The following is a 12,147-nucleotide window of genomic DNA, read 5'->3' as shown; positions in this document are numbered from 1 at the left end:
GGGCGGCCCCGGCCCGTACGGGTCACGGGGCCGCCCGGGAGGCGACATGAGCCGCGCGACACGGGCCGGACGTCACGGGCCGGGCGACACGGGCCGGACGCCACAGGCCGGACGTCACGGGCCGGGCGTCACGGGCCGGGCGTCAGCCGGTGTAGTCCTGGCCGAGGACGACGGTCACGTCGGCGTTGGCGGCGGCCTTGTCCTTCTTCACCGCCGAATCCGGCAGGCCGAGCGTCTTGGCGACCTCGACGGCGTCCTGCTTGCGGGCGTCGTCACCGTAGGTGACCTCGGAGGCGGCGACCGAGCTGCCGTTGCCGCCCGCGACGAAGGTGTAGCCGCCGTTGACCAGGGCGACGCGGGCCTTCTCGGTGCGGGAGTCGGCGCCGGTCGCGTTCTTGACGGCGACACGCAGCGAGTCGCCGGCGGCGGGCGCCTTGACGGTACCGCCGAGGACGTCCTTCACCACGGAGTCCGCGGTCGCATCGGAGAGGGTGCCATTGGCCTGGACGGGCAGCAGGGCGGTCTTGTAGTCGCCCTCCTTGGCGTGGTCGGCGAGCTTGGCGAGGAAGGCGCCGAGGTCCTTCTCGGTCAGCGACGGGTCGAGGATCTGCGCGAGGGTCTGCACCGTGGTCGTCGCGGCCTGCGGGTCGGACGACAGCTTGCGCAGCACGGCCTGCATGACCTGCCCGAACCGCATCAGCTGCGCCGTGTCGGCCTCGCCCTTGCCCCGGTAGGTGGCGTACGCGACGGCCATCGGGCCGCTGAGGGTCTGCGCCTCGCCCTGGTGGACGAGGGTGGTGCCCTTCTTGGCGGGGTCGGGCACGTCGGTGTTCGTGTCGACGTCGATGTTGCCGACGAGTTCGACGAGGTTGTTGAGGTAGGGGGTGTCGAGCCGCCAGGTGCCCTCGATCTCCGTGCCGAGCAGGGTGTCCACGGCGCCGCTGGTGCCGGAGGAACCGTCCTCGTCGACGGACTTGCCGAGGGTGGTGGCGGTGCCGTCGTCGCCGCTCAGGGCAAGGGAGTTGGGCAGCAGGACGGTGCTGCCCTGCTTCGTCGTGGTGTTGTTCACGAGCAGCGCCGACGAGGTGCCGCCGCCCTTGGTGTTGTGCAGGTGGACGACGATGACGTCACGGTTCTGCGGTCCTGTCGCGGCGGCGCCGCCCGACTTCGCGCCGTCCTTCGACATGAACGGCAGCTTGCCCGCGTAGGCGAGGTAGCCGACGCCGCCGACCAGGCACAGGGCGAGGACGACGATGAGCGCGATGACCCTGCCGCGGGCGCGGCGCCGCGCCTCCTCGCGCCGCTCGCTGCGCGACTCGGTGAACTTCAGCCAGTCGATGACGTCTTCGGAGTTCTCGTCCGGCTCCTCGACGAAGGAGAACTGCTCGGTGCGGTAATCCCGGTCGTCCCCGTGGACCCCCTGGCCCCGGTCGTCGAGGCCGTCCCGGCCCTGCGGCTGCCGCTGCCCCTGCCCTTGCCCCTGCCCCTGCCCCTGCCGCGGCTCGGGCTCCTGCGGGGGTGCGGCCTGCTGCGGGATGTAGGCGGTGGCCTGCTCGGTCTGCTGAGGCACCTGCTGCGCTTGCTGCGCCTGCGCCTGCGCCTGCGCCTGCGCCTGCGCCTGCGCCTGCCCATACGGGTCGTAGCCGCCGGCGGCCTGCTGCCCGCCCGCGGCGTACGGGTCCCCCGTCGCATAAGGGTCGTACGGCTGCACCGGCTGCTGGTGCACCGGCTGCTGCTGCCCCGTCGCGTACGGGTCGTAGCCGTACCCGTACCCGTAGCCCGCGTTCTGCGCGTTCTGCGCATTCTGCGTGCTCTGCGCGTTCTGCTCGTACGACGGCGGCTGCTGGGCCTGCCGGTACACCGGCCGGCCGAACTCGTCGTAGCCGACCAGCTCGTAGTTCTCGTCGCGCTGGTCGTAACCGTCGTAGCGGTCGTTCACCGATGCCCCTCTCGGCGGTGCAGGGTCATTCGCCTCGGTACAGCCGGCGTTTGTCGATGTAGCGCACCACACCGTCCGGCACCATGTACCAGATGGGGTCCCCCTTGGCGACCCTGTCCCGGCAGTCCGTGGACGAGATCGCGAGCGCGGGCACCTCGACGAGCGAGACACCGCCCTCGGGGAGCCCCGGGTCGGTGAGCGGGTGGCCGGGCCGGGTGACGCCGATGAAGTGTGCCAGGGAGAACAGCTCTTCGGTGTAACGCCAGGTGAGGATCTGGCCGAGGGCGTCGGCGCCCGTGATGAAGAAGAGGTCCGTGTCCGGGTTGAGCGCGCGCAGATCGCGCAGGGTGTCCGTGGTGTACGTCGGACCGCCGCGGTCGATGTCGATGCGGCTCACGGAGAACTGCGGGTTCTCGGCGGTCGCGATGACCGTCATCAGATAACGGTCCTCGGGCGGGGACACGTTCTTGTCGCTCTTCTGCCACGGCTGCCCGGTCGGTACGAAGACCACCTCGTCGAGGTGGAACTGCGCGGCGACCTCACTGGCCGCCACCAGGTGTCCGTGATGGATCGGGTCGAACGTTCCGCCCATGACGCCGAGGCGTCGTTTGACGGGCGTCTCCCGCTCGTGGTCCGGGCCGCCGGCCGGGCTGTTCACCGGGCCGGTAGGCATGTCCTGCGCTCCCATGCGTGCAGAGCCTACTGGCCCGGTCCGGGTGGTACGCGCCGTGGGCCTGAGCGGTCCGCTCAGCGGTCGCGGTTGAACCGGGTGGTGATCCACAGCAGGAGCATCAGGATGACGAAGGCGGCACCACCCGTCATGAGGGGGCTGATGCTCTCGTGGTTGCCGCCGTGCTCGCCGCCCTCGGCAGCGAGAGTGGCCAGCTGGGCAGCGGTGCTTTGGAGGCTCATCGTCAGCAGGACCTATCCGGTGTGGGATCGGGTGTGATCGGGATAAAGACTTCACGACCATCGTAAGCGGGGGCCCTCGCGGCGCTCACGCCGACTCTGCCGTACGGGTCCAAAACCCGCGAACCCGAACCCGAACCGGAGCCGGACCAGAACCAGAAGCCGGACCCGGGCGTCGCGGCTCAGTCGTCGCGCTTGTAGCCGCGCAGCAGGAACCAGGCCATGAAGACGGCACCGAGTATGGCCACGACGAGCACGATGCGCAGCAGGCTGCCGGGTCCCTGGTCGGACGCGGCGGCGACGGCGTGGCCGAGGCCCGCGCCGACTGAGTGGTGATCCATCACGGTTCGCTCCTTCTTGTGTGCTGCCCCGCCACGGTAACTCCGCCTAATGTGGATCCCGCCTCGGGGGCACAACCGAACACAGCGACATGCGCGTCCACATAGGCACAGAGCCATTCCGACACGCGCATCGACATGCCATCGACATGGGGGGCCGCATGCCCGACGTACCGAACGAGCAGAACGACCACGTACCCAGCAGGCAGCGCAGGCGCTTCCCCGGAATCTCCTCGCGCGCGTACGAGCACCCGGCGGACCGCTCGGCGCTGGTGGCGCTGCGCAAGCTGACCGGCTTCGACACCGTCTTCAAGGCGCTCAGCGGCCTGCTCCCGGAGCGCAGTCTGCGTCTGCTGTTCCTGTCGGACTCGGTCCGCGTCTCGGACGATCAGTTCGCGCACCTCAACTCGATGCTGCGGGACGCCTGTTACATCCTGGACCTGGAGAAGGTCCCGCCGATGTACGTGAACCAGGACCCCCAGCCGAACGCGATGTGCATCGGTCTGGACGAGCCGATCATCGTCGTCACCACCGGTCTGGTGGAGCTGCTCGACGAGGAGGAGATGCGGGCGGTCGTCGGCCACGAGGTGGGCCACGCGCTCTCCGGCCACTCGGTCTACCGGACGATATTGCTGTTCCTGACCACGCTCGCGCTGCGGGTGGCATGGATCCCGCTCGGCAACCTCGCGATCATGGCGATCGTGACGGCGCTGCGCGAGTGGTTCCGCAAGTCCGAACTCTCCGCGGACCGCGCGGGCCTCCTGGTCGGCCAGGACCTCCAGGCCTCCATGCGCGGCCTGATGAAGATCGCGGGCGGCAACCACCTGCACGAGATGAACGTGGACGCGTTCCTCAAGCAGGCCGAGGAGTACGAGGCCGGGGGCGATCTGCGCGACTCCGTCCTGAAGATCCTCAACGTGATGCCGCGCTCCCACCCCTTCACGACGGTGCGCGCCGCCGAGCTGAAGAAGTGGGCGGAGACCCGCGACTACCAGCGCCTCATGGACGGGCACTACCCGCGCCGCACGGAGGACAAGGACACCTCGGTGACCGACTCCTTCCGTGAGTCGGCCGCGCACTACACCGACCACGTGAAGAACTCGAAGGACCCGCTGATGAAGCTGGTCAGCGACATCGCGGGCGGCGCGGGCGACCTCGGCGGCCGGGTCCGGCGCGGCTTCGGCGGCTTCGGCGGCGGCAGCGGCGGCGGGGGCAACAACGGCAATCACGGCTCGGCGGACGACACCGAGAAGTAGCCGTAGCCCGTACAGCAACCCCAGCAGCCGTAGCCCGTACAGCAACCCCAGCAGTGGTCCGAGAGCGGCGACCCGATCGGCAGTCCGCGCAGCAGTCCGCGCGGCAGGCGGTTCAGACGGACGGCTGGGCGCTCGGTGCGAGCGCGCCGCACAGCGCGGTCGCACTGCCCGTCGCGTACGGGTCGGTGCCCGCCGGGCCGTCCTGGGCCGCCGTGTCGCCCGCCAGCAGCGGGTGCAGATGTTCGGACTGGTCCGTGGAGCAGGAGAGCGGGCCCGCCTGGACGTAGGAGACGAGCAGCTCGGTCTGGTGGTTGCGCAGGTCCTCGCGGTCGAAGCGGAAGTGCAGCGCTCGGCGGACGGTGAACAGGGAGGCTTGCGCCTCGTCGTCGACGGCGGCGCCGACCGGGCGCAGCGCGTAGACGAAGGTGTGGTCGGAGGTGACCTCCAGCGTCTCCGCGGTGGTCTCCTCCGCGTTCAGCGTGCCGTGTACGCGGATGTGCGGGTCGGCGAGTTCGGCCTCGGCCGGGTCGAAGCGGATCAGCCAGCCGGTCGCGGCGTGCCGTCCGTCCATGGCGGGCCGGTCGAAGCTCTGGTCGAACTGGTCGAGCTGGCCGGGGTCGACGAGCATACGGACGGGCCTGACCGCTCCCCCGGTGAGCACGTCGGGGTCGAGCGAGGAGTCGACGAGGTAGTCCTTGACGGTGGTCAGGGCGGTGACGACCTGGCTGTCGGAGAAGTGTGCGGTGCGCTGCCCCGCGGGCGGCAGGGTGATGCCGTCGGCGGCGGTGCCGAACCTGGCGGCCGGGCTGTGCCGGTACAGCTCGCGGGCGGAGGCGGCGCCGGGCACCTTGGCGCCCGGGGCGAGCGGGATCACCGTCATCCGCAGCTGTTCGGGGTCGCGGGCGGACGGGGTCCCGCGGTACGGGGTGCGGACGCCCATGTAGACCGCGGTGCCGAAGGCGACGACGATCAGGACGACGAGGATGACGGCCTGCCGGGTGAGGCCGCGGCGCAGCGCGGGCATGCGGCGCACGGCGGGCGCGTGGTCGGAGATGCGCTCCTGGGCGGAGAACTCCTGGAGCCGGGCGGCGCGGACGAAGGACTCGTCGAACACGACGGACCCGTACTCGTCCTCGCTTCCGCCGCCGCCGGCGGGGCCACCTTCCGGTGTCCCCTCCGGGGGGTCTCCAGGGCCGCCCATACCTTCAGGTTAGGTCCGCGGGTCGTTGCGTAAACGCCCTCGTGCGCGACAAGTTCCGCCGTCCGTGGACGACGCCGCTCAAGGGGTCCGCGGGACGGCCGAAACCGCAGGCCGGGAATGGTCCACCGAGGCGGAGGGCGGGCCGGGCAGCCCCTTCTCCAGTTCGGTCGTGGCGGGCGGCGGCACCTGCTCCTGGCGGCCCGAGGAGGCGCCCCGGTAGACGGCGGTGAAGGCGAGGGCGACCATGCCGACTCCCATGAGCAGGGCGAGCGCCCAGGCGACGGGCCTGCGCCAGCGGACCAGGCCCGGGTGCGGGCCGCCCCGTCCGTCCTGTTCCAGGCCCTCTTCGTACAGGGCGTCGGCGTCGTCGTGCAGGCGGCCGAATCCGGCCGCGCCGTACCCGTCGCCCGCTTCGTAGAGATCGTCGTCGTCGGGGCCGCGGCGGGTGCGGGCCCTGCGGGCCTCCGCCTCCTGGGCCTCGGCGCGCGCCTCGGCGGCGGCGAGCAGCCGCTCGACCGCGGTGGGCTCATGGACCTCGGCGGCCTGCACGAAGTCCTCGTCGAAGACCACGGAGGCGAACTCTTCGTCCCAGCCCCCGCGGTCGTGGTCGTCGTCGGGCTCTCCGCCGTCCGGGAACGGCGCGCCCCCCACGTCCTCCGGCACCTGTCCAGAGTAGACCTGAGGGGTCATTTTGGGCAGACGGTACGGAAATTCCCCGGGGAAGTGGCTGCTCAGCGGGTGTGACCGTCGCCGGTGACGATGTACTTGGTGCTGGTCAGCTCGGGCAGGCCCATGGGGCCGCGGGCGTGCAGCTTCTGGGTGGAGATGCCGATCTCCGCGCCGAAGCCGAACTGGCCGCCGTCGGTGAACCGGGTGGAGGCGTTCACGGCGACGGTGGTGGAGTCGACCAGTTGGGTGAAGCGGCGTGCCGCGCGCTGGTCGGTGGTGACGATGGCCTCGGTGTGCCCGGAGGACCAGAGCCGGATGTGTTCGACTGCCTTGTCGAGGTCGTCGACGACGGCGGCGGCGATGTCGTACGAGAGGTACTCGGTCTCCCAGTCCTCGTGCGTGGCCTCGACGACGGTGGCCTTGGAGCGGTCGGCGAAGGCGAGGATCCGCGGGTCGGCGTGGACGGTGACGCCGGCGTCGGCGAGGGCGTCCAGGGCGCGCGGCACGAAGGTCTCGGCGATGTCCTGGTGGACGAGGAGCGTCTCGGCGGCGTTGCAGACGGAGGGGCGCTGCGCCTTGGAGTTGATCAGGATGTCGACGGCCATGTCGATGTCGGCGTGGGCGTCGACGTAGACGTGGCAGTTGCCGGTGCCGGTCTCGATGACGGGGACGATCGAGTTCTCGACGACGTTCTTGATGAGGGAGGCGCCGCCGCGCGGGATGAGGACGTCGACGAGGCCGCGGGCGCGCATCAGCTCGGTGACCGAGTCGCGGCTCTCGCCGGGCACGAGCTGCACGGCGTCGGCCGGCAGGCCGCTGCCGCCGACGGCGTCGCGCAGGACGCGCACGAGCGCGGTGTTCGAGGCGTACGCGGAGGAGCTGCCGCGCAGCAGGACGGCGTTGCCGGACTTGAGGCAGAGGGCGGCGGCGTCGACGGTGACGTTGGGCCGGGCCTCGTAGATGATGCCGACGACGCCGAGCGGGACGCGGACCTGGCGCAGGTCGATGCCGTTGGGGAGGGTGTTGCCGCGGACGACGGTGCCGACCGGGTCGGGCAGGGCGATGACGTCGCGCACGTCGGAGGCGATGGCGCGGACCCGCTCGGGGGTGAGGGTGAGCCGGTCGACGATCGACTCGCTGGTGCCTGCCTCGCGGGCGCGGGCGATGTCCTCGGCGTTGGCCTCGACGATCTCCGCGGTGCGTACTTCGAGGGCGTCGGCGATCGCGGCGAGCGCGTCGTCCTTCTCCGCGCGCGGCAGCGGGGCGAGGTCGTTGGCGGCGCCGCGGGCGCGGTAGGCGGCCCGGGTGACGGGGGTCATCGAGTCGTACGGGTTGAGCGAAGGCGACGTCATGCACCGCAGGGTAGCGGGGCCCCGGCGGGCGTCCAGATCCTGTTCCGGGAGGTGAGACATGGCCGAAAAGGGGCAGGTCGGCGCCGGAGAGCCGTTTGAAACGGGTCGGTGCCCGAAATGTGGCGCCCGTCAAGAATGTGCACGTTCAACAGTCGGTCCGGGCCGGATCGCTCAGAACGGATGCACGCCCACCGGGGTCGCCGGGAGCGGACCGTGCCCCTCCGCGATGCGGAGGTGGTACGTCTCGCGGTCGATGACCTCCAGGCCGACGATCTCCCAGGGCGGCAGCTGCGAGGTCTGGCGGTGCTCGCCCCACAGGCGCAGCGCGACGGCCGCCGCGTCGTGCAGGTCCCGGGCCTCCTCCCAGTACCGGATCTCCGCGTGGTCGACGGCATAACGGCTGGTCAGGAGGAAGGGGTGATCGTGAGCGAGCTGTTCGAGACCGCGGCGGACCTCGGCGAGGGGGGTCTCGGCGCCGGAGACGGTGAGCGTGATGTGCCAGAGCCGGGGGCCTTCTTCGGCCACGCCCCTGCTGTCGGCCCCCGTCTCCCCCGCGGCCTCCTCCTCGTACGCGTCCCCGGCGGCCACGCTGGTCAGTGCCCGCTCCGCCGACGCTCGGGGCGTCGCCCCCGGGCGCGCTCGTCTCACGACGGCCTCCTTTGCGCAATGGTCGTGCGGAACTCTCCGCATGTCCGCGTGCGTGCGCACTGCGTGAACATGCTCTGCATGAACTGCCTGCATCAAGAGTTGAGCAGGACGCGAGTCGTCTTGGGGTGGTTTTACGGAAGGTCCCCCGCGGGTGGCAGGCTTTCGGCCGATTGCACAACGCTTTCGAAGGCGATCGACCCCCGGATCACGCCCGGAGGAGGACCAGATCGTCCGCGTGTACGACCTCGCGTTCGTAGGCGGGGCCGAGGGCGCGGGCCAGTTCGCGGGTGGAGCGGCCGATCAGTTGCGGGATCTCCTTGGCGTCGAAGTTGACGAGGCCGCGGGCGACGGCGCGGCCGTCCGCGTCGCGCAGCTCCACCGGGTCGCCCGCGCTGAACTCACCCTCCACGGCGGCGATCCCGGCCGGCAGCAGCGACGTACGGCGCTCGACCACGGCCCGCACGGCGCCGTCGTCCAGGGTGAGGGAGCCGCGCGGGGTGGAGGCGTGCTGGAGCCATAGCAGCCGGTCGGCGCTGCGCCGGCCGGTGCGGTGGAAGTAGGTGCCGGTGTCGCGGGCGGCGAGGGCGTCGGCGGCGTGGCTGGCGCTGGTGAGGACGACGGGGATGCCGGCCGCGGCGGCGATCGAGGCGGCCTCGACCTTGGTGACCATGCCGCCGGTGCCGACGCCCGCCTTCCCGGCGCTGCCGATCTTGACGTGCGCGATGTCGGCGGGGCCGCGCACCTCGGCGACGCGGGAGGTGCCGGGCTTGCTCGGATCGCCGTCGTAGAGGCCGTCGACGTCGGAGAGGAGGACGAGCAGGTCGGCGTGGACGAGGTGGGCGACGAGGGCGGCGAGCCGGTCGTTGTCGCCGAAGCGGATCTCGTCGGTGGCGACGGTGTCGTTCTCGTTGACGACCGGCAGGGCGCCCATGGTGAGGAGCTGGTCGACGGTGCGCGAGGCGTTGCGGTGGTGGGTGCGGCGGGCCATGTCGTCGCTGGTCAGGAGGATCTGACCGACGCGGACGCCGTAGCGCGCGAAGGAAGCGGTGTAGCGGGCGACCAGGAGGCCCTGGCCGACGCTGGCGGCGGCCTGCTGGCGCGCGAGGTCCTTGGGGCGCCGGGAAAGGCCGAGCGGGGCGAGTCCGGCGGCGATGGCGCCGGACGAGACGAGGACGATCTCCTTGCCCCCGCCGCCCGGGGCGCCGCCCGAGGCGCCGCCGTGGTGCTTGGCGAGGACGTCGACGAGGGCGTCCACCCGGTCGGCGTCCAGGCCCCCCGCGGCCGTGGTGAGCGAGGACGATCCGACCTTGACGACGATCCGGCGTGCTTCCGCCACGCCCTGCCGTACCGCACGCGTTGCCCCTGACATGGAGCGCAATCTACGTGACGTGACCACACGAGTGCCGCCGGGTTTCGAGGGGCGGACAGGGCGACGGACGGGGAGCGGTCGGGCAGCGGTCGGGCAGCGGGCGGGGGCCGACGGCCCCCGATGGGATCTTGGACCTCCGAGTTGCATGGCTTTTGACCCTATTTCGGGTGATTGCCGTCACGGAGGATTGCTACGGGACCGCTCGAAGTCATACGGTCAGTGGTCAGCCTTTTCACGGCCGACCCCTTACCGTTCCGCCCTGTTTCCCTCCTAGTCCCCTCCTATCTCTGCCAGGAGCCCAGCCCGTGCCCTCCGCCGGACTTGCCCCGCGCCGCATCGTGCAGCTCTCAGCGCTGCTGGCGATGTTCGCGCTCTTCGTGGCCCAGCTCGTCAGCGCGTCCCTCCCGAACGTCCCGGTGTTCGTCGCCGCGAGCGCGGCCGGACTCGCCCTCGACACCTATCTGCAGTACCGGCAGCCGGGCCTGCTGTCCCTCCTGGCCAAGGTGCGTTTCGACGTCACCGTGCGACAGCTGCTGCGCGACATGCTGATCTTCGTCGGCCTGCTGCGCATCGACGGGATCGACCCGACGGGCGAGCAGGCGCCGCTGCTCTTCGCGCTCCTCGCCGTCTACGTGCTGCACTTCGGATGCCAGGCCGCCGCGGTCCTCGTGCGCCGCACCCGTACGCTGCCGATCCTCACCCGCAACATCGACGCCTCGGCGCTGCGCCTTTCCGCCGCCCCGCCGCGCATCCTGGCCCGGCGCCCCAGCCACCGCCTCCTCGCCTTCTCGATCCCGGCCACCGCGGGCCTGCTGATCACGGCCGCGACGACCGACGCCTACTGGGGCGGCATCGGCATCGGCCTCTCGGTCGTCCTGTTCGGCGGCGGCATGCTCTACCTGGCCACCTGGCTGCTGCCCAGGAAGCGGTCGCTGACCGAGGCCAAGGTCATGGAGTGGCTCGACGCGTGGCTCGCCGAGTACAAGCCGACCGTCGCCATGTACTTCTCGGGCGGCACGACCTCCGCGTACCAGGCCAACATGTGGCTCCCCACCCTCGCCGAGGTGGAAGGCAAGCCGCTGATCGTGCTGCGCGAGCGCTTCATGGTCAACAAGATCGACGCCACCGACGTGCCGATCATCTGCTTCCCGAAGGTCGCCACGATGTTCTCCCTGGAGAACTCGACGCTGAAGATGATGCTGCACCCGGCGAACGCCGCGAAGACCTCGCAGGTGCTGCGCATCCCGACGATCAAGCACGCGTTCATCAACCACGGCGAGTCCGACAAGCTCTCGTCCTGCAACCCGTACGCCAAGGCCTACGACGAGGTGTGGGTGGCGGGCCCCGCCGCCCGCGACCGATACCAGCTGGCCGACGTCGGCGTCGAGGACAAGGACGTCGTCGAGGTGGGCCGCCCGCAGCTCTCCCCCATCAGGACCGCGTCCGGCCCCGCCACCAAGCCCTACACGACCGTCCTGTACGCCCCCACGTGGGAGGGCTGGGACGGCAACCCGGGCAACACCTCGGTGATCCTGGCCGGTGAGAACATCGTCCGCCACCTGCTCGCCGACGACCGTGTGCGCCTCGTCTACAAGCCGCACCCGATGACCGGTTCGCAGGTCCCCGCCGCGGGCGCCGCCAACGAGCGCATCATGGCGATGATCCGCGAGGCCAACACGCGCCGCTCCGGCGCCCGGCCCGGCCCCGAGGCCGCCGCCGAGCTGGCCCGCCGCACCGCCGCCCTGGACAAGCTGACCTCCACGGCGTTCCGCACCAGCGCCGACGACATGGAGAAGATGCTGCTCCAGGGCAGCCCCGACGGCGACCGGCAGGCGGCCGTGGCCGAGGCGACGGCGGCGTGGGAGGAGGCGTACTGGGCCTCGTTCCCCGAGTGGGAGCACCTCGTCGTCACCGAGGCCCGGCCCGCGATCTTCACCTGTTTCAACCAGGCCGACGTCCTCGTCTCCGATGTCTCCTCGGTCGTCTCCGACTGGCTGGCCAGCGAGAAGCCGTACGCCGTCGCGAACACCTCGGGGCTCACCGAGGCCGAGTTCCGCGCCGGTTTCCCGACGGTGAGCGCCGCGACGATCCTGGCGCCGGACGCGCACGAAGTGCCCGCCCTCCTCGCGGCCGTGCGCGGCGAGGAGCACGACGCGTACGGCACGGCCCGTCTGGAGCTCAAGGAGCAGCTCCTCGGCCCCTCGGACCCGCCCTCGATCGACCGCTTCAACGGCGCCGTGCGCGCCCTGTGCGAGCGGGCCGACGAGCGCCGCGCCCGGATGGCGGCGCGCGGCGAGACGGACATCCCCTCGCAGCGTGAGGACTCCGTCGAGGAGCAGGTGGCCGACGCGATCGCCTCGGAGGCGGCGCCGGAGTCGGAGGACGCGGACGCGCTGACGACGTGACCGCCGCCGCTCCACGCGGTTCACGCAGTCCGAGCAATGAGCGGTACGGGTGAGGGCCCGG

General features: G+C 71.4%; 11 protein-coding genes. 2 read left to right on the top strand and 9 right to left on the bottom strand.

Annotation, left to right across the window (positions count from 1 at the left end):
* Nucleotides 1-142 precede the first annotated feature (142 nt).
* The 4 genes from C1N81_RS29655 to C1N81_RS29640 form a co-directional block, all read right to left on the bottom strand.
* Nucleotides 143-1,939: an LCP family protein gene (locus tag C1N81_RS29655; RefSeq protein ID WP_394434182.1), complete on the bottom strand. Its 1,797-nt coding sequence runs from the start codon at nt 1,937-1,939 to the stop codon at nt 143-145.
* 25 nt (nt 1,940-1,964) lie between these two features.
* A complete protein-coding gene (gene nadD, locus C1N81_RS29650) occupies nt 1,965-2,627 on the bottom strand; it encodes a nicotinate-nucleotide adenylyltransferase (RefSeq protein ID WP_394434180.1) in 663 nt (220 codons plus the stop codon).
* Between the two features lie 59 nt (nt 2,628-2,686).
* Nucleotides 2,687-2,851 (bottom strand): hypothetical protein, encoded by a 165-nt coding sequence (locus C1N81_RS29645; RefSeq protein WP_394434178.1) that lies wholly within the window; start codon nt 2,849-2,851, stop codon nt 2,687-2,689.
* Between the two features lie 179 nt (nt 2,852-3,030).
* The gene (locus C1N81_RS29640; protein WP_394434177.1) at nt 3,031-3,189 is read right to left on the bottom strand and encodes a hypothetical protein; all 159 of its coding nucleotides are present in this window, start codon (nt 3,187-3,189) and stop codon (nt 3,031-3,033) included.
* A 158-nt stretch (nt 3,190-3,347) separates the two neighbouring features.
* Here C1N81_RS29640 and C1N81_RS29635 point away from each other — a divergent pair, with 158 nt between their 5' ends.
* Nucleotides 3,348-4,442, top strand: a complete 1,095-nt coding sequence (locus C1N81_RS29635; RefSeq protein WP_394434174.1) for a M48 family metallopeptidase — start codon at nt 3,348-3,350, stop codon at nt 4,440-4,442.
* Nucleotides 4,443-4,554: 112 nt separating this feature from the next.
* Here the strand turns inward: C1N81_RS29635 and C1N81_RS29630 are convergent, their stop codons facing one another.
* From C1N81_RS29630 to proB, 5 genes are all read right to left on the bottom strand, one after another.
* Nucleotides 4,555-5,643, bottom strand: coding sequence for an SCO2583 family membrane protein (locus C1N81_RS29630; protein WP_394434172.1), 1,089 nt, complete (start codon nt 5,641-5,643; stop codon nt 4,555-4,557).
* A gap of 78 nt (nt 5,644-5,721) precedes the next feature.
* Complete coding sequence (locus C1N81_RS29625) at nt 5,722-6,333, bottom strand: SCO2584 family spore wall biosynthesis protein (RefSeq protein WP_394434170.1); 612 nt, start codon at nt 6,331-6,333, stop codon at nt 5,722-5,724.
* 41 nt (nt 6,334-6,374) lie between these two features.
* Complete coding sequence (locus C1N81_RS29620; protein ID WP_394434168.1) at nt 6,375-7,664, bottom strand: glutamate-5-semialdehyde dehydrogenase; 1,290 nt, start codon at nt 7,662-7,664, stop codon at nt 6,375-6,377.
* A gap of 171 nt (nt 7,665-7,835) precedes the next feature.
* Nucleotides 7,836-8,312 carry a hypothetical protein gene (locus C1N81_RS29615; protein WP_394434166.1) on the bottom strand — a complete coding sequence of 159 codons (477 nt, stop codon included), beginning with the start codon at nt 8,310-8,312 and terminating at the stop codon, nt 7,836-7,838.
* Between the two features lie 205 nt (nt 8,313-8,517).
* On the bottom strand, nt 8,518-9,681 hold the full coding sequence (gene proB / locus C1N81_RS29610; RefSeq protein ID WP_394434165.1) for a glutamate 5-kinase: 1,164 nt from the start codon (nt 9,679-9,681) through the stop codon (nt 8,518-8,520).
* A gap of 305 nt (nt 9,682-9,986) precedes the next feature.
* On the opposite strand from proB, the gene C1N81_RS29605 reads away from it, so the two are divergent.
* Entirely contained in the window at nt 9,987-12,086 is a 2,100-nt protein-coding gene (locus tag C1N81_RS29605; RefSeq protein ID WP_394434163.1) for a hypothetical protein, read from the top strand.
* The last annotated feature ends 61 nt before the right edge of the window (nt 12,087-12,147 follow it).

The organism is Streptomyces sp. SGAir0957 (assembly GCF_043523415.1).
The sequence above is the reverse complement of the archived record's forward strand: the minus strand, read 5'-3'. Positions and strand labels throughout refer to the sequence as shown.